The following is a 19,877-nucleotide window of genomic DNA, read 5'->3' as shown; positions in this document are numbered from 1 at the left end:
ATAGCAGTGACCGGAGCAACCGGATATATCGGCGGACGGCTGGTGCCCCTGCTCTTGCGCAACGGGCACCAGGTCAGGGTCTTCACCCGTGATGCGCAGCGCCTGCGCGATACCCCGTGGCGCGGCCAAGTCGAGATCGTCGAGGGAGACCTGCAAGATGAGCACGCCGTGGCCAAGCTCTGCCAGGACGCGGACCTGCTCTACTACCTGGTGCACTCGATGTCCGGGACCCGGGATTTCGCGGCCCAGGAAAAAGCGTGCGCGCAGGTCATGGCGCAGGCCGTACGCGAACAGGAGGTCAGCCAGCTGGTCTACCTTTCCGGGTTGCATCCTGCCGGCGAACTCAGCGAGCATCTGGCTTCGCGCGTGGCCGTGGGGCAGATCCTGTCAGCGGCCGCCAGCACCCTGGTGCTCCAGGCGGGCCTGGTGATCGGCTCCGGCTCGGCCAGTTTCGAAATGGTCAGGCACCTGAGCGATGTGCTGCCGGTGATGCCGGCCCCGCGCTGGGTGCTGAACCAGGTCCAGCCCATCGCCATCCGCGACACCTTGCACTACCTGGCCGCCTGCGCCGAGCTGGCTCAGCCCGCGCAGGGAACCTATGACATCGGCGGCCCCGGCACCTACAGCTACGCGCAGCTGATGAAGATCTACGCCCAGGTGGCCGGCCTGCGCGAGCCGAAAGTCTGGCCGTTGCCGCTGCTGACCCCGCGGCTGGCTTCGCACTGGGTCAATTTGGTGACGCCCCTGCCGCGCACCTTGGCTTCCGCGCTGGTGCAGTCGCTGCAGCATGATTGCGTCATGGGCTCGCGGGACATCGATAAGCTGATTGCCCCGCCGGCCCAGGGCTTGTGCGACTATCCGCGGGCGGTGCAGCTGGCACTGGAGAAGATGGACGCCGACGCGGTGCAAACCAGTTGGGCTACCGCCCAGCCGATTTCGGCACCCGCCGAACCGCTGCCCTCTGATCCGGATTGGTCCGGGCGCAAGGCCTATACCGACATCCGCCGCATCAGCACCACGGCAACCGAGGCGCAGCTCTTCAGCGTGCTGCATCGGCTCGGCGGGGAATCACCGTATTTCGCTTTCCCGGCCCTGTGGAAGCTGCGGGGCCTGATGGACAAACTGGCAGGCGGCGTGGGGTCGCGGCGCGGACGCCGCTCGCACAGCACGCTGGCACTGGGAGATGTGGTGGATTGGTGGCGCGTGGAATCCCTGGAGGAAAACAGCTTGCTGCGCTTGCGCGCGGAGATGCGCGCCCCGGGCCAAGCATGGCTGGATTACCGGATCGACAAGCGAGCTGACGGGCGAAGCGAACTGATCCAGCGAGCGGTGTTCTTCCCGCGGGGCTTGGCCGGACGCTGCTACTGGTGGGCGGTATACCCGTTCCATGGGGCCATTTTCCCGGCCACCATCAAGAACATTGTGCGCGCTGCGGAAAAGCAGGTAGCTGGCTGAGTGTCCGGCACGTCCCCGGGACTACTCCGCTTCGCCGGCAGCGGTTGAATCGAGGCTGCTTTCCAAGGCATCGGAGGTCCCGGCAAGGAACCGGATCACTACCTCCCGCTCCTCGGGGCTCATCGCGTTGGCCACTTCGAATCTCTTGGCATGGTGCCGCCCCACTTGCTCCCGTGCTGCCAGGTGGGTTTCCTCGGTGACCTCGACGCATTGCGAACGCCGGTCGGTTGGATGCCTGGTGCGCCGCACATGGCCGTGGGCTTCCAAGCGGTCAATCATCTTGGTGACCGATGCGCTGGAAATTCCCAGATACTGGCTCAGCGCACCCGGGGTGACGGATTGGCCCGCATGCTTGGCAGAGATCATCTTGCGGATCGCCCGCATGTCGGTTTCGTTCAGTTTCATGAATTGCTGGGAGCTGCGCATGATGCGGCGTTCGATTTGGCGCATCCGGCCCATTTCAGCCATGATGCGGTCGATTTGCTCCAGATTGGCTGGGGCGATGCCTGCCCGCTTGATCAGGTCCTGGCCAGGATCGGATTCAGAAAGCCCATACATGGTGGGCAGTTCCTTGGCTGCCATGGTGCCCCTCCTCCTCGGATCGCGGCCGCTTGCCTTATTTGGATCATACGCTTGGTCAACCGCTGCGGATGCATGCAAAAACCCTGCGGCCGATGGAATCAGACCGCAGGGTTCAGTTGGTGCGAGTAGAGAGACTTGAACTCTCACGTCCGAAGACACTGGAACCTAAATCCAGCGCGTCTACCAATTCCGCCATACTCGCTAGCGCTACACCGGAAACACTGTTTCCTCGAAGGCGACCTCATTTAGTGTAGCGGAAGTTCTGCCTGATATGAAATCAGCCAAACAAGGGGTCTACTTGGGATCAATGCCCAAGTCACGGCGCAGCTTGGCCACATGGCCGGTGGCACGAACGTTGTACTGCGCCAGCGCGATTTTGCCCTCTTCATCGAGCACGATAGTGGAGCGGATCAGCCCCTCGTAGACCTTGCCGTAGTTCTTCTTTTCTCCCCAGGCGCCGTAGGCTTCAGCCACTGCGTGGTCCTCGTCGGAGAGCAGCGGGAAGTTCAGTTCTTCCTTGGCGGCAAACTTTTCCAGCTTGGCGGTCTTGTCCGGGGAAATACCCAGAACTGCGTAACCCAGGGACTGCAAGGATTCGAGTGAATCGCGGAAATCGCAGGCCTGCTTCGTGCAGCCCGGGGTGGATGCGGCTGGGTAGAAGTACACGATGGTCTTCTTGCCGCGGTAATCAGCCAAGGCAACAGACTTGCCAGCAGCGTCCTGCAAGGTGAAATCAGGGGCCTGGTCACCGATGGACAGACGGTTAGTCTTTTCGGAAGTACTCATGAGCTGATCCTCTTTTCTTTGCGGTATACAAAAAATCCGACCTGACGAATCAGATCGGATCTACTGTGCGCCCTCCGGGACTCGAACCCGGAACCTAATGATTAAGAGTCATTTGCTCTACCAATTGAGCTAAAAGCGCTTCCTCGCTCTGACTAGTTCTTTTTCAGAACTCGTCTTTGCGACGTAGACAATCATAGGCAGAAATGGTGCAAAAGCAAAAATCGGCCAATACCCGACCTGAGAACATAAAAGTCCAAGTCAGATTCATAATATCACTATTTGTCCGGCTTGAAAGTAATCTAAAACACACATGACATCTTGTTCTGCAGTAGTCGTCGAGCACTGAAATGCAGGCAGTCTTGGCATGGGTTCGGCTCTCACCATCCGGGTGGTGAAAGCAATGGAATGATTGTCCACTTACTATCGCGACGGCATGGCAACCTATCCAGGCATCGAACGGCAAACACCAGCGAAGCATGCAGTCGATTGCAGACTGTCAACAGTGCCCGCCCTAGTGACCATGGCCGGCGAAAGCTACTAGGTTCATAGTGTCGTCAGTTGAGGCTAGGCTTTTATCAACCATCACTTGGAGGAATCATGTCGCGCTCGGCCAAACGAATTCTCGGGAACGTCTCTGTATTTGTTGTACTTGTCGCACTTGTGGCCGTACTCGTGGTTTCAGCGACTAGCCCCACGTTGCTGAAGAACGACGCGAAGCTTACTGCTGAAGCAAATGCCGGAACCCCTATTGTTCAGGCGCTGAACACGCCGAGCCCTACCCCACGGTCGACAGCCAACACCCAAAGTACGCCAAAGACGATGAGCGAAGTCAGCCAGGAATGGGCAGATGAAAAAATAACCCAGTACCTAGATGGAAATGGTGCTCATAGTTTCGACGCTTTCCCTGGTAGCGCGCAAGGTGACACGATCCGTTGGAGCTCGCCGTCCGAAGGCAAGCTTGTGATTACCGTAGAGGATGGTTGGTCTTCAGAAGACCTGGAGGCCTATGCGAATCTGGTCTTGATCACGGTTGGCCACGAATCCCCTGAACTCACAAGCGTCACCGTGAAGACCGACAACAATGTGGTGGTCGAAACCGTGGCGGCAAAAACCTCGCAGGACTAGGTCAAAAAGACAGTAACAGCTCTGGTTGCGCTGGATTCCCTCGCCCTAGTGGGTGACCCCTGAGGCTATCGAGGTCGAAGTTAAGCCAATCATCGAGCCAGCTAATGAGTCGAAGCCATCTATCGTGGCTGTGTTCATGCGAGGGAGTCATGAGCCTGCTCGAACGCTATCGACGTGCTGAACTCACTTGATGTTCATATCTTGAAGAGTGCGATCAACGCCCGAGCTTCGGATGCGAACACCGTGGTTGCCTGGAGACCATGGCCCCTTGTCCTTGCCGAGCGCCGTCCTGAACGTGAAGAAGAACCACCGGGATAAACAAAAAGGCCAGACCGAAGCCTGACCTTTGTTTTGTGCGCCCTCCGGGACTCGAACCCGGAACCTAATGATTAAGAGTCATTTGCTCTACCAATTGAGCTAAAAGCGCGTATTTATTTATGCAAACAAGTTGTCTGGTGAACCGAACAAATTGTTCGTGCGCCCCCCGGGACTTGAACCCGGAACCTAATGATTAAGAGTCATTTGCTCTGCCAATTGAGCTAGAGGCGCCCGCTGCGATGTTCTAGAAGCTTTTCGGGCTTCGCGCTTTCGCAACGAGATAAAACTTTACCAGCAATTTCCCTCAGCGCAAATTCGGGGGCCAGTATTCTGCGGTGACCTTCATTACAGGACATGACTAGGGGTTACTACCAAAGCGCGGATCGGGTTTGTACAGTGTTTCCATGAGCACCCAACGAACGATTTCATTCCCGACACAAGATCTGATTGATGCGGTCGGTCCGATCCCGGAAAACCTCAAAGCTGTGCTCTGGGACCTGGAGAGCACCCCCGGAACTGCGCTGGAAGAAATCGACATTGCCATCCTTCCCTATATGTCGAATCCCCAGACGCTGAAGAACATCCGCAAGGCACCGAACGTCAAGATCGTCCAGACGCAGACCACCGGCTTCGACGGAATGGTTGACCTGATTGGCGATCGCGCAAATATCAATACCGCGGCCGGCGTCCACGCGGCGGCTACCGCCGAGATGGCCATCGGCCTGGCCATCGCATCCCTGCGCGGCTACCCGCACGCGGTCCGAGACCAGCAACAAGGCCGATGGAATCCCCAGCAGTGGCCCGGCTTGGCTGATCGGACGGTGGCATTGGTTGGCGTGGGCGGCATCGGCGAAGAGATCCGCAAGCGCCTGGAGCCCTTCGAGGTCAATCTCCTGCGCTTCGGCTCCACGGCCCGCACCGATGAGCATGGCGAGGTCTTCGCAACTTCGGATCTCGCAGCGCGCGCGGCGCAGATCGAAGTGCTGATCCTGATCGTGCCGCTCAACGATTCCACCCATCATCTGGTTGACGCTGATCTGCTGGCTAAGCTTCCCGACGGTGCAACCGTGGTCAACGTCGCGCGCGGCCCGGTGGTGGATACCGAGGCAATCGTGGCAGAAGTCGCTTCGGGCCGCTTGAATATGGCATCGGATGTATTCGATCCAGAACCCCTGCCGGCCGATCACCCATTGTGGCAGCACCCCAATGCCTTGGTCATTCCCCACAACGGCGGCAACACCAAGGCGTTCTTCCCGCGCATGGTGAAGTTGCTCAAGAAGCAGGTGCAGGCCTGGGCCGCGGGCAACGACGGCGAGAACCTCGTGCACCGCAGCTAACAATTTAGCGACAGTTGACGGCTCCGGGAGTTTTGGCTCCCGGAGCCGTGGCCGTGGTGCGCTATCTTTGATAAATACCTTTGCGCACATTTACTTGCTTGTTCCCTGCGCGAAGCAGTACCGCCTGCCATAGGAAGATGAGTCACCCCAGTGCCCGAATTGCCATTGAAACTCGTATCACGACGCGCATTGCTGACCGGTACATTGGCGACTACCGCACTGGCACTGACCGCCTGCACCGGAAACCCGGGGCCCGCGTCCTCCGCTTCGCCCACAGCCTCGGCCAGCGCACCGCGCATTCCCCGGACCCTGCGCCTGGCAGCAGCCGCTCCCCCGGTCAAGCTGGATCCGGCCATCGTGGCAGATAACGAATCCTTCCGGATCACCCGCCAGGTGTACGAGACGCTGGTCGATATCGATCCCGATACCGGTGGCGCCGTAGCCGGCCTGGCCGAATCCTGGACCGAAAGCCCTGATGGCTTGCGCTACACCTTCACCCTGCGCGAAGGCGTGCTCTTCCACGACGGCACCGAATTGACCGCAGAAGCAGTTGTCGCCAACTTCAACCGCTGGGAAAACTTGTCCCCGCAGCTGCGCGCTTCTTCCAGCCAGGGCTTTGCCAATGTTTTCCACTTCGACAGCGACATCCCCAAGCTTCCAACCGCCAAGGAACTCGAAGAAGAGTTCAAGAGCGCTGCCGACGCCAGCGAAGAGGAACTGGCCACCCAGCAGCTGCGCACCAAGCAGCTTGAAGAGCTGACCAAGAAGTTCGACACCAAGCTCTTCGAGGGCAAGTCCGCAGCCGGTTCCGCAAGCTATTTCGAATCGGTCAAGGCAACCGGCAAGTACCTGGTCGCCTTGAACCTGCGCCGCCGGCTGCCAGGGCTGATCGAAGCGCTGACCTTGCCGGGCATGGCCATCGCCGCGCCCAGCGCGTTGACCGGCGGACCCGGGCAGAACCCGGCCGAGTCGCTCTCCACCCACCCGGTGGGTACCGGGCCATACACTTTCGTTTCCCATGAGGACAATGTGGTGCGCCTGGAGATCTTCAAGGACTATTGGAATCAACCGCGGCTGTCCAATAACACCGCGCATCCCGAAGTTGCGCTGATCTCCGCTGTTCCTTCGCCCTACAACCGCGAAGGCGCGCTGCTGGCCGATGAAATCGACGGCTTCGACATGGTCTCGGTGGACATCATGCGCACCCTGGTTCGCAATGCCAAGGTGGTTGTCCAGCGCGATCCCTTCTCCGTGCTCTACCTCGGCATGAACCAGCGCAATAAGTGGCTGGCCAAGCCGGAATTCCGCATGGCCATTGCGCACGCGGTCAACCGCAGCTCGCTGGCTGAGAAGCTGTTCCTGCAAGGGTCCAAGCACGCTTCGACCCTCTTGCCCTCTGCCTTGAGCATTCCGGCACCGGAAGATACGCCGAACCACGATGCGTCGAAGGCCAAGACCTTGCTGGCCGAGTTGGGTTACAAGGGCGAACAGATCGAGTTCGCCTACCCGCTGCAGGTTTCGCGCAACTACCTGCCACTGCCTGAACGCACCTTCGCGCAGATCGCCGAGGACCTCGCCGCAGTGGGGATCCGCATCAAGCCGCGCCCGATTGCATGGACCGACGGCTACGTGCAGACCGTGCAGTCCAAGGACTTCGAGGGACTGCACCTGCTGGGCTTCTCCGGCGGCTACCGTTCGGCAGACGACTTCCTTTCCGGCATTTTGGCGGCCAAGGAGAATGAGTTCGGATACACCTCGACGTTACTTGACTCACAGATCATGCTGGCCCGTTCCATCCCTTCCGGGGAGGAACGGACCGCCGCCTATGCCGATATCCTCAAGACCCTGAACGCGGATCTGCCCGCGCTCCCACTAGTCTTTCCGATCTCTGCGCTGGCGTTTAACGGCAACGTCACCTTCTATCCTCCCTCGCCGATGCTCAATGAGTGCTACGCGGATGTGCAGATGGCAAACTCGCCGTCTATCTCAAGTTAGTGACCGTTAACCCAGTTAACGATTTCTAACCCCCGGGGATATAGGTCTACTCTGGGAGAGAGCAAAGTATCACTGTCGATGGAGATCCTCGTGCCTTCTGAAACGTCAACCGAATCTTTTGACGTAGTACTAATCGGTGCCGGCATCATGAGTGCCACCCTTGGCACCATGATCAACCAGCTGGAACCAACCTGGTCCATTGGTCTTTTCGAGAACCTGGACAAGGCCGGGCAGGAATCCTCCTCCCCTTGGAACAACGCAGGTACCGGCCACTCGGCACTGTGCGAACTGAACTACACCGCTGCCAAGGCTGACGGATCGGTCGATCCGGCCAAGGCCATTGGCATCAACGAGCAGTTCCAGGTTTCCCGCCAGTTCTACTCGTGGGCCGTCGAGAACAACCGCGTTGCCGACAACAGCTTCATCAGCGCCCTGCCGCATATGTCCTTCGTCATCGGCGAGGACCACTCCAAGTACCTGCAGACCCGCTACGAGGCACTGAAGCCCAATGCGTTGTTCGAGGAACTGGAAATCACCAACGACCTGGACACCATCAACCAGTGGACCCCGCTGGTGGCCAAGGGCCGCGATGCCTCGCAGAAGGTTGCCGCATCCCGCGTTGTCTCCGGTACCGATGTCGACTTCGGCCGCCTGACCCGCGACCTGACCGACTCGCTGGGCGCCGCTGGCGCCTCGGTGAACTACGGCCACAAGGTCAAGGGCATCAAGCGTTCGGGCGCCGGCTGGGAATTGAGCGTCAAGGACAACGCTTCGGGCGCAGTCAAGAACGTCAAGGCCAAGTTCGTGTTCGTCGGTGCCGGCGGTGGCGCACTGCCACTGCTGCAGAAGGCTGGCATCGACGAGATCAAGGGCTTCGGCGGCTTCCCGGTCTCCGGTCAGTTCCTGCGCTGCACCGATGAGACCGTCATCAACCAGCACCACGCCAAGGTCTACGGCCAGGCTTCGGTGGGCGCTCCTCCAATGTCGGTACCGCACCTGGATACCCGCTTTGTCGACGGCAAGCGCTCGCTGATGTTCGGCCCCTACGCCGGCTTCTCGATGAACTTCCTGAAGTCCACCGGCCAGCTGGATCTCCCGTTGTCCCTGCGTCCGCACAACATCATCCCGATGCTGGCTGTAGGCAAGGACAACCTGGATCTGACCACTTACCTGATCAAGGAAGTTCTCAAGTCCCGCTCCAAGAAGGACGAGGCGCTGGCCGAGTACTTCCCGGATGCAGATGGTTCCAAGTGGGAGCTGATCACCGCTGGCCAGCGCGTGCAGGTCATCAAGAAGGATGCCAAGAAGGGCGGCGTGCTGCAGTTCGGCACCGAGGTCATCACCTCCTCGGACGGCTCGATCTCCGGCCTGCTCGGCGCTTCGCCAGGCGCTTCGACCGCTACCCCGATCATGGTCGGGCTGCTGTCGCGCTGCTTCCCCAAGCAGTTCGCAGGCTGGGAGTCGAAGCTCAAGGACATGATTCCTTCCTACGGCCAGAAGCTGAACGAGAACCCAGCACTCTACGCTGAGGTCAAGGCAGCCACCGACAAGTCCCTGGGACTGTAGGCACCAAGCACAACGAGAACCGCCCACCAGCATTGGTGGGCGGTTCTCGCGTATCCGGGCACTGGTCGGGCTATGGCCGGTCCAGCGGCTCGCCGTAGGGGTAGTCCACCCAAGCACCAGCGCCAAGGTCGGGGCAATGGCGTTCGGCGCCGTGGCGCGTGCACGAGGCGTCAGCGGGATACCGGTGCCCTTGCAGCAATTTATCGGCCTCGGCCCAGCCCAGGCCGGAGACTTCCCGCCCGTCGGCGTAGCGCAGGGCGTAGCTGAAATAGCGGTAGCGGATCCTGATCAGCCGCCGGATCCCTTGCTGTGCGGTGGCTTGCACCGCAATCGGCATCTGCAGACTCATGTCCCCAGTATTCCATGCGGCCACCAGCCGCCGCCTTCCCTTAAGAATCGGGCAGGCGCTCCAGCACCACTGCGCGCGCCGCGGCATCGGCAGCATTGGCACGTGCGGGCGGGGCTGCCCCAGGCCGCTTCGGGGTAATCCATTGGGATGATTTTGCGTGCTTTACATCTCCCGGTGACTGTTGAGCAATGGCAACCAACTAAAGTTGAGATCAGCCCTTCCCACTGCGACACAGCTAGGACCACACCCGCATGCAGCGCTTGGCCATCTTGTCATTGAAAAACCGGGCGCTCATTGCGCTCATCACGGTTTTCGCCGCCGTCTTCGGCGTGATTTCCATGGGATCGCTCAAGCAGGAGCTGATCCCCGCCCTGGAATTCCCCCAGATCTCGGTCATGGCAACCCAAATGGGCTCCAGCCCCGAGGTGATCGACGAGCAGGTGGCCGAGCCGCTGGAAACCGCTTTGCAGGCAGTTGAGGGCCTGGAATCCTCCACCGCTACCTCGCAGACCGGCTTCACCCGCATCTCGCTGACCTTCGAATACGGCACGGACATGGATCGTGCCCGGACCCAGGTGGAACGGGCCATTGCCAATTCCAAGGCCCAGCTTCCCGAGGATGTCGAGCCCACCGCCTTCGCCGGCTCCATCGCGGACTTCCCGGTCCTGGCCCTGGCCGTCTCCTCGGACCAGTCGCTGGAAGAGCTCAACGACGACGTGGAGCGCCTGACGCTGCCCAAGCTGCAGAAGATCGAGGGGGTCCGCGAGGCCTCGGTCTCCGGTGGCGCCTCCCAGCACATTGCGGTGATCCCGAAAGACGACCAGATGCGCGATGCCGGCTTGGCCGTTACGGATCTGAAGGACGGCATCGAGAACGCCGGCTCCCCCATGCCCATTGGCAACATGGACGTCGATGGCCTGGAACTGCCGGTCATTGCCGGCTCCACCCCGGACAGCTTGGAGGCCATCAAGGAGATTCCGCTGGTCACCGATGGCGGTCCGGTGCTGCTCAAGGACGTCGCCGAGGTCTCGGTCAAGGCCGATGAGGCCACCAGCATTACCCGCACCAACGGCGAGGAGACCCTGTCCATCCAGGTCACCAAGACTCCCGATGGCGATACGGTAGCCATTTCGCACGCGGTCACCGCAATGCTTGCCGAGCTGGAGTCCGAGCTGGGCCACAAGGCCACCTTGACCACGATCTTCGACCAGGCGCCCTTCATCGAGGACTCGATCAAGCACCTGGCGCTGGAAGGCGCCCTGGGCCTGGGCTTCGCGGTGATCATCATCTTGGTGTTCCTGTTCTCGGTACGCTCCACCCTGGTCACCGCGATCTCCATTCCGCTGTCCCTGATGGCCACCTTCATCGGGATGAATGCCTTCGGATACACGCTGAACATGCTCACCTTGGGCGCCTTGACCATTTCCATTGGCCGCGTGGTGGATGACTCGATTGTGGTGATCGAGAACATCAAGCGCCACCTGTCCCATGGCGAATCCAAGGCGCAGTCGATCCTGCTGGCGGTCAAGGAAGTGGCCGGCGCCATTACCGCGGCGACCCTGACCACCGTGGCGGTCTTCTTGCCGATCGCCCTGGTGGGCGGCATGGCCGGCGAACTGTTCAGCCCGTTCGCGCTGACCATGACCATCGCACTGCTGGCGTCGCTGCTGGTATCGCTGACCATTGTTCCGGTACTGGCGTACTGGTTCCTGCCGCACCGCCCGGGCAGCGGCGAAACCCATACCGTGCATGTGGCCGAAGACAAGTCGTGGTTGCAGCGTGCCTACATTCCGGTGCTGGAGGGGACCCAGAAGCACCCGGTCATCACCTTGCTGGCCTCGGTGCTGGTCCTTGCCGGCACCGTGGCCATGACCCCGCTGCTGAACACCAATCTGCTGGGTTCCACCGGCGAGAACTCCATTTCCATCACCGCCAAGATGCCTTCGGGCACCTCCATGGAAACCACCGAAAAGCAAGCGGCAAAGATCGAGACCGGGCTCGCTGATATCGAGGGAATCGAAGATGTCCAGCTGACCGTGGGCACCGCCAGCGGCATGGCTGCCATGTTCTCCTCCGGCTCGGATACCGCAAGCTTCACCGTGATCACCGATGCCGATGCCGACCAGGAAGCGCTGACGAACACGGTGCGCGAGCAGGTGGAAGGCCTGGACCTGGCCGAGGACCTGGACCTGAGCTTCGGCTCGAACTCCTCGGCCATGATGTCCAGCGATGTCACCATCGAGATCAAGGCCCCGGACGAGGGGATCCTGCGCGAGGCGACCTCCACGATGCGCGAAGCACTGGAAGGTACCGCGAACGTCACCGAAATCTCCGATAACCTTTCTGCCGAGCGCGAGCAGGTGTCCATCGATATCGATGCGCAGAAGGCTGCCGAGGCGGGATTGACCGAGACCCAGCTCGCTGGCATGGTCGCTTCGCAGGTTTCCCCTGTTCCTGCAGGCACCTTGCGCCTGGACTACACCGACATGACGGTGCAGATCGGCGAGGGGATGGACCTGGACAGCCTGGAGAAGCTGCGCGAGCTGCAGATCCCTACCGCCGCCGGCATCAGGGAACTGCAGGATCTGGCCACCGTTGAGCGTGCCAAGGTGGTCCAGCAGGTCACCACCTCCAACGGCGAGCGTATCGCTACGGTCACCCTGGCTCCGGTGGAGAACATGCTCGGAGAGGTGTCCAAGGACGTCGCCACGAGCCTGGACTCGGTGCAGCTGCCCGAGGGCGCCACCGCGGAGATCGGCGGCGCCGCGACCGAGCAGGCCGAGTCCTTCAACCAGCTGTACCTGGCGCTGCTGGCGGCCATCGCGATTGTCTACGTGATCATGGTGGCCACCTTCAAGTCGCTGATCCAGCCGCTGATCCTGCTGGTGTCGATTCCCTTCGCGGCGACCGGCGCTATCGGCCTGCTGCTGATCTCGGGGATCCCGCTGGGCTTGCCTTCGCTGATCGGCATGCTGATGCTGGTGGGCATCGTGGTGACCAACGCGATTGTGCTAATCGACCTGATCAACCAGTACCGCCAGGACAGCGCCGAGCGTCCGGCGATGTCCCTGGAGGATGCCATCATGCACGGCGCCCGCCAGCGCCTGCGCCCGATCCTGATGACCGCCCTGGCTACCATCTTCGCGCTGGTGCCGATGGGCCTGGGCCTGACCGGCCAGTCCGGATTCATCTCCCAGCCACTGGCAGTGGTGGTGATCGGCGGCCTGGTCTCGTCCACCGTGCTCACCTTGATCCTGGTGCCGGTGCTCTACCGCTTGGTCGAGTCCCGCAAGGAGAAGAACGCCAAGGCCCGCCGCGCGCGCAAGCATTCGGCGCAGCAGCATACCGCTGCCCAGGACCTGTCCCGGGCGATGGACAGCGCCAGCGCCAAGATCGTTCCGGGCGCTGCGCCAGAAGCCGCGGCCGGGGAAACTCCGAGGACCGCGGATGCCGGGAAGAGCCCTGCGGCTGCCCCCGCGCCTGCCGAAGCCGCTGGCCAGGTCGTCAACCCGTTGACCGGCCAGATCCCGGTCTCGCGCAAGGAACGCCGGGCCTTCGAAGAGCTGATGAAGCAGGCACCGCCCAAGCCCAACGACTAGGCTTTGGCGACGCCATGACTCGGGCCTGCAACCACCTTCGTGGTTGCAGGCCCGAGTCCGTTTGCGCGCTGTCCGCGGCGGCTGGCCCTAGACCAGCCGCAGCTCCGTCAGGCAGGTTGCGCTGGACTGCCCGGCGGTAGACACCGTGGTCTTGGCGCTCTTCCCCTGGTAGGTGAATTCAAGGTCCAGCGTGATTCCCCGCGGAACCCAGAGGCCGATGAATCCGTTGTCGAAGGTTTCCATGCCCTGGTCCACCAGCATCTCGCCGGTCTCGGCGTTCACGGCCTTGACCTCCATCTCCTTGCCTTGCAGCTGCCCAAGGCAGGTGGTGAGGCTATGGAAATGGCAGCTGTGCGTTTGGTCCACATAGGGCGCGGCCGAAAGATAGTACTGGCCTTCCGGCAGCGGCAGGTTCGCGGTGCGTCCCGACGCATCGGCCAGCACCAGCTGCGTTGGCTGCACCATGGCAGTGAAGTTCTCCGGCCGCTGCTCCTGCGGCAAGCGATCGAGCCGGTCGATGGCCGCCTTGGCGTCGAGTCCTTCCAGTCCCAGTTCGGCGAGGAACTGACCGGTGTCCTCGGCTGCAACTACTGTAGGCTCGGGCTGCGCGACGGGTGCCGTGGCGGTGCTGCATCCGGCCAGCACGGCCAGCGCGAGCAGCGAACCGGCGCCCCTGGCCGCAATGCGGGCACGGTAGCTCTTGCCGCCGGCAAGTTTCTCGGACATGGCCACTCCCAATCTTCCTGTCTCCAATTCCGGGCTACAGCGTCTCAAGCAGCTGCTTCATCTCAGTGATTTCCCTGGTCTGGGAATCAACGATCTGCTGGGCCAGGTCGATGGCCGCCGGGTAGCTTCCCTCGCTGATCTCGGTCTTGGACATCTCCACGGCGCCTTCGTGGTGCATGATCATCTGCTCGAGAAAGAGCCGGGCAGCGTCGGAGCCGGTCGCGTCTTCCAGCGCCTTGATGCCCTCCTCCGGGACCATCCCGTCGCCGTGGTCCATGCCCCCGTGATCCATCCCGCCGGGCATATTCCACTCGGAAAGCCAGCGGTCCATGCGTTCGATCTCCGGGGCTTGCGCAGCCTGGATCCTTTCGGCCAGGGATGCCACCTCGGCGGGAATCCCGGATTTGCCCAGCAGGATGCCGGACATCTCTATCGCCTGTTCGTGGTGCACCTTCATGCCCGCGGCGAAGGCCATATCGGCGTCGTTGGCCGATGCGGACTGGTCCATGGAATGCCCGGAATGCGAACCGGAGGCCGAGGCGCTGGGCGCCTCGGTGCTTGATGGTTCCCCTGCGCATCCGGCGAGGGCGAGCGTTGCACCCAGTACGAGGGCGCTGGAAATGAGGGTCTGCTTGTTCATGGTGATTCTCCTGGTGGATCTGGAACGTGAGCGGCGCCCGCCTGCGGCGGCGCCGGAACTAGCTGGAGGCCAGTGCATCGACCGGCCAAGCTCTCACGTTCGGCAGATCCCCAACGCAACCAGATCGGGTTTATCCGGTGCGATCCCCCGCAGTTCCGGTGCCGCGCACAAGGTCCGCGGGAACACCGTCCGGAGAACGGCTACGGTCTGCGGCGGCCGCAGGAACAGCAGCATGGCCAGCAGCGCCAAGACGCAACCGGCGGCGGCCATCTCATGGCCCATCGGGCAGTCGGTGCAGCCCTGCTCTCCGCCGCCTGCATCGGCTGGCGGAGCATGGTGCGCGGGCTGGGTGTGAGCCGGATACGCCTGCGCGACCGGGGCCGGGACCGTGGCCGTGGCCGGGGATTGCGCCGAGGCTCCATGATGCATCACATGCATCGAGAACAAGCCGAAAAGCACCGCGCTGATCAGCAGCAGCGAGCGGACTACCGCCAGGCGGGGGCAGGTGCGCCCTCCGGCCTTCGCCAGGTAGTTGCCGATGCTCATGGCTCCCAGCTTAGCGACGCCACTGCAAGGGCGCGAAACATGACCCCATCAGCCGGCGGGACAAGATCCCTGCCGGTGCTCCGACCCGTCGTTTTCCCCGATTCCAGTGCCGGCCCGGCTCCAATTCCAAATCCGATTCCAAGCCCCCGTTCTGCGGTCCGCGCAGCGCCGTGCCTGGCGAATCAATAATTTAAGTTGCGCACAATTGAATTGCGTGCAATCATTATTCCATGGCAATAGTTGACGACATGGTGTGCTTCTCCCTCTACTCGGCCAGCCGGGCCACCACCCGCGCATATACCGAGCTGCTCGCCCCCTGGCAGCTGACCTACACCCAGTACCTGGTGCTCGTTGCGCTGTGGTCCGAAGGCGATAAGCCGGTGCGTGAAATCGGCGAGATGCTCCAGCTGGACTCCGGGACCCTGTCCCCGCTGCTGCGCCGGCTGGAACAAAAGGACTTCATCGAACGCCAGCGCGATGACCAGGACAGCCGCGTCGTCAACGTCCGCCTGACCCCCGCTGGCTTATCCCTGCGCAAGGAACTGGCGCATATCCCGGCGCAGATTGCCTGCGGCACCGGGTTGCCGGATATGGAAAGCGCCAAAGCGCTGCTGGCATCCCTGCACCGCATCACCGCCTCCATGCAGCAAATCCCTGCTCCGGACCAACCCTCCGGAAAATAGCTACCAGATTTCCCCCTCATCGAAAGGCAGTTTCATGGAAACCCTGTACACCGCTGAATCCCTGTCCACCGGCCAAGGCCGCGAAGGCCGCGTCCAGACCCCGGACGGCAAGCTCGATCTGGCCCTGGCCTCCCCGGCAGAGCTGGGCGGCTCGGGAGCCGGCACCAACCCGGAACAGCTGTTCGCAGCGGGCTACGCCGCCTGCTTCCACTCGGCATTGAATATGGTGGCGCGCGGCCGCAAGGTCAAGATCGAGGACTCCAGCGTCGGCGGCCGAGTCCACCTGAACCGCGACGGAGAGAACGGATTCAAGCTCTCGGTTGAGCTGGAAGTCATCATTCCCGGCATGGAACCTGCGCTGGCCCAGGAACTGGCCGACGCGGCCCACCAGGTCTGCCCCTACTCCAATGCCACCCGCGGCAACATCGATGTCCTGGTCAGCGTCAGCGATGACTAGGTCTCCCGCGGCGAAACCCCTGGGATTTGCCCGGCACGGCGCACGGAGTGCGCTCGGGGCATTCCTGGTCTTCGCCGGGGTCAGCCACCTGAGCTTTGCCCGCGAGGAATTCCGCGCGCAGGTCCCTGACTTCGTCCCGCTGGATCCGGACCTGACGGTCATCCTTTCCGGTGTCGCCGAAATCGGCCTGGGACTTTCCTTGCTGGCGCTGCTCAAGAAGCGGGTCGCCGTGGGCTGGATCGCGGCGCTCTTCTTCGTCGCGGTGTTCCCCGGCAATCTCGCCCAGTGGCAGGAGGGACGCGACGCGTTCGGCCTGGACACCGACGGGAAACGGCTTGCCCGGCTCTTCTTCCAGCCAGCGCTGGTGGCGCTCGCCCTGTGGAGCACCGCCGCATGGCGGGACCGGGCCCAGCTTCGGCCCAAGACCTAGCAACGCCAGAAAAGTGCGTACAGCGGGGTATCGGGCATCACGCCCGATACCCCGCTGTGCGCTGCCTGCGGCTAGGCGTCGCGCCGCTTCAGCGAAACATATCCGGCTCCGAGCAGGGCCACGGCCCAGCCTGCCAGCACCAGCAGCGCCACCGTCGGCCCGTAGGGTTCGGTGGCGCCGGTGGCCATGAACGTCGCCGCATTGCTGGGCAGGTAGTCAGCCACCGTCTGCACCCACTGGAATGGAATCAGCTGCAGGATCTGCGGCAGCCCGATGACCAGCATGATCGCCGAGACGATTGCCCCGGCCGAGTTCCGGCACAGCAACCCGAGCCCGAGCACCATCAAGCTCAGCAGCGCCAGGTAGGTTCCGGCGCCCAGGCAGGCCGAAACCAGATCGGAGACGTCGAATGCCCCGTACGGCCCCGCGCTGAGCGCTGCCGGAATGGTGCCCACTCCGATCAACGCCACCCCGGCAGCGAAACCGAGCCCGGCGAGCAGCAGCGACTTCGCTGCCAGCAGCAGCCCGCGGCGCGGTACCGCTTGCAAGGAGGTGGTGATGGTGCTGCTGGAGTACTCGCTGGTGATGTGCAGGGCCGCGGCGGCAGCGAAAAACAGCTGGCCGAATTGCAGGGTTGCGAAAACCATCAGCGGGGCGGGCATCGCCGTGTCGAAGCCATTGTCCCCGCTGGCTTTCGCGCTGGCACCCAGCAGCCACCCCAGGGCGATGACCAGCGTGATTCCCGAGCCATAAAGCCAGAGCAGCGACCGCAGCCCGAAGAATTTAGCGGCCTCGGCGCGGGCCGCCGCCAGCAGCCCTGCGCCCAGGTATCCGGATGCGGATTCTTTGATCTGCAGCGTGCTCATTTGCTTCCCGCTCCCCTAGCTGATTCGGCGGAGTACTCCACCATGCCATGCGTCAATTGGTTGTAGGCGTTTTCCAGCGATCCGTGGGCAACGCTCAGTTCATGCAGCTCGATGCCATGGGCGAAGGCCAGCCCACCGACATTTTCCAGCGGCAGGCCGATGACCTCCAGCCGGTCCTCGGCAGCATTCAGCTCGATGCCCGGTCGCTGCAGGAGCCCGGCGAGCGCCGCGAGCTGCGGCGAGCGCACCGTAATGACCTGCTGGGTGAATTGCCTGATCAGCTCCCTGGTGGGGGCTTGGGCGATCAGCTCTCCACGGCCTATCAGGATCAGCTGGTCCGCGACCTGCTGCACCTCGCTCATCAGGTGACTGGAGACGAAGACGGTCCCGCCGCGATCCGCCCGGGCGCGCAGCAGCTGCCTGATCCAGACGATCCCTTCGGCATCCAGCCCGTTCATCGGCTCGTCCAGGACCAGGATCTCGGGGTCGCCCAGCAGCGCCGCGGCAATGCCCAGGCGCTGGCGCATGCCCAGCGAGAATCCGCCGATCCGCTGGGCGCCCACGGACTGCAGCCCGACGTCGGCCAGCACCTCATCCACCCGGGTTGCCGGGATCCGGTTGCTTTGCGCCAGGGATGCGAGGAAGGTGCGCGGGGTGTGCCCCGGGTGCCCCGCCGTGCCGCAGATGTGCGCTCCGAGAACCTGCAGCGGGTAGCGCAGCTGCGCGTAGGGAACCGAATTGACCAGTGCCCGCCCGCTGCTTGGCGCGTCCAGTCCGAGGATCATCCGCATGGTGGTCGATTTGCCGGCCCCGTTGGGTCCGAGGAATCCGGTCACCTGCCCGGGTTCTATGGTGGCGGTCAGCGCATTGACTGCGCGGGTGGCGCCGAAGTCCTTGCTCAGCGCTTCAAGTGCGATCATGGTGTGCTCCTTTGGTTCTGCGCTCAACCCTAGGATTCGCCCGGGCCGCCGCGCACCGGCTGGAAGTCGGCCAACGCGCGGCCCCAACCCCTACCTTGGTCGGTGTCTGGCTGCGCCGTTTCTGCGTAGCATGTTGATCATGACTACCTCGTGGAAGCAGCCGGTCCTGTTGCTGCTGCTGGCTCTGTGCGCCTATCTGGTTCCCCTCTCCACGAACGGGGCCTGGGTTGTGCTCGCTCCCCTGGCCGCGGCCTGCAGCTACCTGGCCGGACGGCATGTGTCCGCGCTGGCCCATGGATTGCTGGCCCTCGGGGCAGGAACGCTGGCCTCCGGGGTGACGCTGGCATGGTCCTCGCACCTGAGCCTGCTGGCCTTCGCACTGAATATCCTTACCGGCCTGGTGCTCTTTGCACTGCTGCCCTGGTGGGCGGGCCGGGCGCGGCGCAATGCGGTGCTGTTCCGCAGCCAGGAGCGCCGGCATGTGGTGGTGCAAGCCGAGCTGCGGGAAAGGGCGCGCATTGCCGAAGCCATGCATGACCAGCTGGGCCACGATCTGGCGCTGCTGGCGCTGTCCACCGGCGGGCTGCAGGTGTCCTTGGAAAAGGGCACGCCGGCCTACGAACAGGCAAAGCGGATCCGCGAGCAGGCCGATGAGTCCATTGAGCATCTGCACCAGATCATCGGGGTGCTGCACGAGGACGGCGAACAAGCGCCGCTGGGCCCGGCAGGTTCATCGCTGGAGCAGCTGGTCGAACAGGCCCGGGCCAAGGGCATGACGATCAATTTCTCCCGGAAGGGCCCCTCGCCCCAGGCCCCCGGATCCATCCGGTGGGCCGCGGTGCTGCACCAGGTGGCCCAGGAGGCGTTGACCAATGCGGCGAAGTACGCGCCGCACGCCGAGGTGGACCTCGATCTCGATACGCGTTCGGAGCAGGCGGTGCTGAGCATTTCCAATCCGCTGCATGGCCCCCTGCCTCCCAGCCGGGTTGGGGCCACCGGGATAGCTTCGCTGCGCGGCACCCTCGAAGCTGCCGGAGGCTCGCTGGCGGTGCACCGCACCAAGGAGCGTTTCGAACTGCGCGCTTCCATTGCCCAGGCATCCCCGCACCCGGCGCCTGCCGGGGTGCAGCCGCCGGTGAAGCGCACGAGCACCTCGATGCTGGTGCTGATGCCGGTCCTCGCCGTCACGGTGATTGCCGCGGCCCTGCTGCTGTTGCAGCATGCCACCTACCAGGCCACCGCCCTGCACCCCTCGGACTTCCAGAAGCTCTCGGTGGGCATGGACGCACGGCAGGTTGCTTCGCTGGTCCACGCCCCGGGCCTGGATGAGCCGCTTCCCGTGATCGACGAGCCGGCACGGCCAGGGGATGCGCAGTGCCGCTACTTTGCGGCCCGGACCGGGCTGCTGGATCTGGGCAGCGAGATGTTCCGCTTGTGCTTCGCCGATAACGTACTGGTTTCCACCGACCACCTCTACCCCGCCGGCTAGCCAAAGGA

Annotated in this window: 18 protein-coding genes and 4 tRNA genes; 10 read left to right on the top strand and 12 right to left on the bottom strand. The window is 62.9% G+C overall.

Going from position 1 to position 19,877, the window contains the following annotated elements:
* Window positions 1-6: 6 nt before the first annotated feature.
* Complete coding sequence (locus tag AAZQ98_RS15525) at window positions 7-1,455, top strand: SDR family oxidoreductase (protein ID WP_434693531.1); 1,449 nt, start codon at window positions 7-9, stop codon at window positions 1,453-1,455.
* A gap of 21 nt (window positions 1,456-1,476) precedes the next feature.
* Here AAZQ98_RS15525 and AAZQ98_RS15520 read toward each other — a convergent pair whose 3' ends face one another.
* The 4 genes from AAZQ98_RS15520 to AAZQ98_RS15505 all read right to left on the bottom strand — a co-directional run bounded on the left by AAZQ98_RS15520 (window position 1,477) and on the right by AAZQ98_RS15505 (window position 2,962).
* On the bottom strand, window positions 1,477-2,037 hold the full coding sequence (locus AAZQ98_RS15520; RefSeq protein ID WP_434693529.1) for a MarR family winged helix-turn-helix transcriptional regulator: 561 nt from the start codon (window positions 2,035-2,037) through the stop codon (window positions 1,477-1,479).
* A gap of 117 nt (window positions 2,038-2,154) precedes the next feature.
* Window positions 2,155-2,239 (bottom strand) — tRNA-Leu (locus AAZQ98_RS15515).
* Between the two features lie 92 nt (window positions 2,240-2,331).
* Entirely contained in the window at window positions 2,332-2,823 is a 492-nt protein-coding gene (gene bcp / locus AAZQ98_RS15510) for a thioredoxin-dependent thiol peroxidase (RefSeq protein ID WP_434693527.1), read from the bottom strand.
* A gap of 66 nt (window positions 2,824-2,889) precedes the next feature.
* A tRNA-Lys gene (locus AAZQ98_RS15505) sits at window positions 2,890-2,962 on the bottom strand.
* Between the two features lie 458 nt (window positions 2,963-3,420).
* Between AAZQ98_RS15505 and AAZQ98_RS15500 the strand changes: the two genes are divergently transcribed.
* Window positions 3,421-3,948: a hypothetical protein gene (locus AAZQ98_RS15500; protein WP_434693525.1), complete on the top strand. Its 528-nt coding sequence runs from the start codon at window positions 3,421-3,423 to the stop codon at window positions 3,946-3,948.
* A gap of 354 nt (window positions 3,949-4,302) precedes the next feature.
* Here AAZQ98_RS15500 and AAZQ98_RS15495 read toward each other — a convergent pair.
* A tRNA-Lys gene (locus tag AAZQ98_RS15495) sits at window positions 4,303-4,375 on the bottom strand.
* A 49-nt stretch (window positions 4,376-4,424) separates the two neighbouring features.
* A tRNA-Lys gene (locus tag AAZQ98_RS15490) sits at window positions 4,425-4,497 on the bottom strand.
* A gap of 173 nt (window positions 4,498-4,670) precedes the next feature.
* Here AAZQ98_RS15490 and AAZQ98_RS15485 point away from each other — a divergent pair.
* The 3 genes from AAZQ98_RS15485 to AAZQ98_RS15475 all read left to right on the top strand — a co-directional run bounded on the left by AAZQ98_RS15485 (window position 4,671) and on the right by AAZQ98_RS15475 (window position 9,164).
* Complete coding sequence (locus AAZQ98_RS15485; protein ID WP_434693523.1) at window positions 4,671-5,603, top strand: 2-hydroxyacid dehydrogenase; 933 nt, start codon at window positions 4,671-4,673, stop codon at window positions 5,601-5,603.
* Window positions 5,604-5,753: 150 nt separating this feature from the next.
* The gene (locus tag AAZQ98_RS15480; protein ID WP_332595246.1) at window positions 5,754-7,598 is read left to right on the top strand and encodes an ABC transporter substrate-binding protein; all 1,845 of its coding nucleotides are present in this window, start codon (window positions 5,754-5,756) and stop codon (window positions 7,596-7,598) included.
* 72 nt (window positions 7,599-7,670) lie between these two features.
* Window positions 7,671-9,164: a malate:quinone oxidoreductase gene (locus tag AAZQ98_RS15475; RefSeq protein WP_332499058.1), complete on the top strand. Its 1,494-nt coding sequence runs from the start codon at window positions 7,671-7,673 to the stop codon at window positions 9,162-9,164.
* A gap of 70 nt (window positions 9,165-9,234) precedes the next feature.
* Here AAZQ98_RS15475 and AAZQ98_RS15470 read toward each other — a convergent pair whose 3' ends face one another.
* Window positions 9,235-9,513: a hypothetical protein gene (locus tag AAZQ98_RS15470; RefSeq protein ID WP_105661102.1), complete on the bottom strand. Its 279-nt coding sequence runs from the start codon at window positions 9,511-9,513 to the stop codon at window positions 9,235-9,237.
* A gap of 251 nt (window positions 9,514-9,764) precedes the next feature.
* Here AAZQ98_RS15470 and AAZQ98_RS15465 point away from each other — a divergent pair, with 251 nt between their 5' ends.
* Entirely contained in the window at window positions 9,765-13,112 is a 3,348-nt protein-coding gene (locus AAZQ98_RS15465) for an efflux RND transporter permease subunit (protein ID WP_434693520.1), read from the top strand.
* Between the two features lie 87 nt (window positions 13,113-13,199).
* Here the strand turns inward: AAZQ98_RS15465 and AAZQ98_RS15460 are convergent, their stop codons facing one another.
* The 3 genes from AAZQ98_RS15460 to AAZQ98_RS15450 all read right to left on the bottom strand — a co-directional run bounded on the left by AAZQ98_RS15460 (window position 13,200) and on the right by AAZQ98_RS15450 (window position 15,024).
* Window positions 13,200-13,838 (bottom strand): CueP family metal-binding protein, encoded by a 639-nt coding sequence (locus AAZQ98_RS15460; protein ID WP_434693518.1) that lies wholly within the window; start codon window positions 13,836-13,838, stop codon window positions 13,200-13,202.
* Between the two features lie 34 nt (window positions 13,839-13,872).
* Window positions 13,873-14,478 (bottom strand): DUF305 domain-containing protein, encoded by a 606-nt coding sequence (locus AAZQ98_RS15455; protein WP_434693516.1) that lies wholly within the window; start codon window positions 14,476-14,478, stop codon window positions 13,873-13,875.
* A gap of 93 nt (window positions 14,479-14,571) precedes the next feature.
* Window positions 14,572-15,024 carry a hypothetical protein gene (locus AAZQ98_RS15450; RefSeq protein WP_434693514.1) on the bottom strand — a complete coding sequence of 151 codons (453 nt, stop codon included), beginning with the start codon at window positions 15,022-15,024 and terminating at the stop codon, window positions 14,572-14,574.
* A gap of 230 nt (window positions 15,025-15,254) precedes the next feature.
* Here AAZQ98_RS15450 and AAZQ98_RS15445 point away from each other — a divergent pair, with 230 nt between their 5' ends.
* The 3 genes from AAZQ98_RS15445 to AAZQ98_RS15435 are packed head-to-tail and all read left to right on the top strand — an operon-like array spanning window position 15,255 to window position 16,594.
* On the top strand, window positions 15,255-15,707 hold the full coding sequence (locus AAZQ98_RS15445; RefSeq protein ID WP_434693512.1) for a MarR family winged helix-turn-helix transcriptional regulator: 453 nt from the start codon (window positions 15,255-15,257) through the stop codon (window positions 15,705-15,707).
* Window positions 15,708-15,741: 34 nt separating this feature from the next.
* Window positions 15,742-16,164, top strand: coding sequence for an organic hydroperoxide resistance protein (locus AAZQ98_RS15440; RefSeq protein ID WP_105658061.1), 423 nt, complete (start codon window positions 15,742-15,744; stop codon window positions 16,162-16,164).
* On the top strand, window positions 16,157-16,594 hold the full coding sequence (locus tag AAZQ98_RS15435) for a DoxX family protein (RefSeq protein WP_434693509.1): 438 nt from the start codon (window positions 16,157-16,159) through the stop codon (window positions 16,592-16,594). The genes AAZQ98_RS15440 and AAZQ98_RS15435 overlap by 8 nt, the downstream gene beginning before the upstream one ends.
* A gap of 71 nt (window positions 16,595-16,665) precedes the next feature.
* Here the strand turns inward: AAZQ98_RS15435 and AAZQ98_RS15430 are convergent, their stop codons facing one another.
* Together AAZQ98_RS15430 and AAZQ98_RS15425 are read right to left on the bottom strand one after the other, a co-directional pair.
* Window positions 16,666-17,460 carry a hypothetical protein gene (locus AAZQ98_RS15430; RefSeq protein ID WP_434693507.1) on the bottom strand — a complete coding sequence of 265 codons (795 nt, stop codon included), beginning with the start codon at window positions 17,458-17,460 and terminating at the stop codon, window positions 16,666-16,668.
* Window positions 17,457-18,380, bottom strand: a complete 924-nt coding sequence (locus AAZQ98_RS15425; RefSeq protein ID WP_434693506.1) for an ATP-binding cassette domain-containing protein — start codon at window positions 18,378-18,380, stop codon at window positions 17,457-17,459. The genes AAZQ98_RS15430 and AAZQ98_RS15425 overlap by 4 nt, the downstream gene beginning before the upstream one ends.
* 139 nt (window positions 18,381-18,519) lie before the next feature.
* Here AAZQ98_RS15425 and AAZQ98_RS15420 point away from each other — a divergent pair, with 139 nt between their 5' ends.
* Window positions 18,520-19,869 (top strand): sensor histidine kinase, encoded by a 1,350-nt coding sequence (locus tag AAZQ98_RS15420; RefSeq protein WP_434693505.1) that lies wholly within the window; start codon window positions 18,520-18,522, stop codon window positions 19,867-19,869.
* The last annotated feature ends 8 nt before the right edge of the window (window positions 19,870-19,877 follow it).

The sequence above is a fragment of the Glutamicibacter sp. Je.9.36 genome (assembly GCF_051129975.1).
Taxonomy (GTDB): domain Bacteria; phylum Actinomycetota; class Actinomycetes; order Actinomycetales; family Micrococcaceae; genus Glutamicibacter.
This window is presented reverse-complemented; position numbering and strand designations above follow the sequence as displayed.

Excerpts from the sequence above, each read along its gene's own strand:
- AAZQ98_RS15520 (WP_434693529.1), bottom strand. The coding sequence starts at position 2,037 with ATGGCAGCCAAGGAACTGCCCACCATGTATGGGCTTTCTGAATCCGAT.
- bcp (WP_434693527.1), bottom strand. The coding sequence starts at position 2,823 with ATGAGTACTTCCGAAAAGACTAACCGTCTGTCCATCGGTGACCAGGCC.
- AAZQ98_RS15500 (WP_434693525.1), top strand. The coding sequence starts at position 3,421 with ATGTCGCGCTCGGCCAAACGAATTCTCGGGAACGTCTCTGTATTTGTT.
- AAZQ98_RS15485 (WP_434693523.1), top strand. The coding sequence starts at position 4,671 with ATGAGCACCCAACGAACGATTTCATTCCCGACACAAGATCTGATTGAT.
- AAZQ98_RS15470 (WP_105661102.1), bottom strand. The coding sequence starts at position 9,513 with ATGAGTCTGCAGATGCCGATTGCGGTGCAAGCCACCGCACAGCAAGGG.
- AAZQ98_RS15465 (WP_434693520.1), top strand. The coding sequence starts at position 9,765 with ATGCAGCGCTTGGCCATCTTGTCATTGAAAAACCGGGCGCTCATTGCG.
- AAZQ98_RS15460 (WP_434693518.1), bottom strand. The coding sequence starts at position 13,838 with ATGTCCGAGAAACTTGCCGGCGGCAAGAGCTACCGTGCCCGCATTGCG.
- AAZQ98_RS15455 (WP_434693516.1), bottom strand. The coding sequence starts at position 14,478 with ATGAACAAGCAGACCCTCATTTCCAGCGCCCTCGTACTGGGTGCAACG.
- AAZQ98_RS15450 (WP_434693514.1), bottom strand. The coding sequence starts at position 15,024 with ATGAGCATCGGCAACTACCTGGCGAAGGCCGGAGGGCGCACCTGCCCC.
- AAZQ98_RS15445 (WP_434693512.1), top strand. The coding sequence starts at position 15,255 with ATGGCAATAGTTGACGACATGGTGTGCTTCTCCCTCTACTCGGCCAGC.
- AAZQ98_RS15440 (WP_105658061.1), top strand. The coding sequence starts at position 15,742 with ATGGAAACCCTGTACACCGCTGAATCCCTGTCCACCGGCCAAGGCCGC.
- AAZQ98_RS15435 (WP_434693509.1), top strand. The coding sequence starts at position 16,157 with ATGACTAGGTCTCCCGCGGCGAAACCCCTGGGATTTGCCCGGCACGGC.
- AAZQ98_RS15430 (WP_434693507.1), bottom strand. The coding sequence starts at position 17,460 with ATGAGCACGCTGCAGATCAAAGAATCCGCATCCGGATACCTGGGCGCA.
- AAZQ98_RS15425 (WP_434693506.1), bottom strand. The coding sequence starts at position 18,380 with ATGATCGCACTTGAAGCGCTGAGCAAGGACTTCGGCGCCACCCGCGCA.
- AAZQ98_RS15420 (WP_434693505.1), top strand. The coding sequence starts at position 18,520 with ATGACTACCTCGTGGAAGCAGCCGGTCCTGTTGCTGCTGCTGGCTCTG.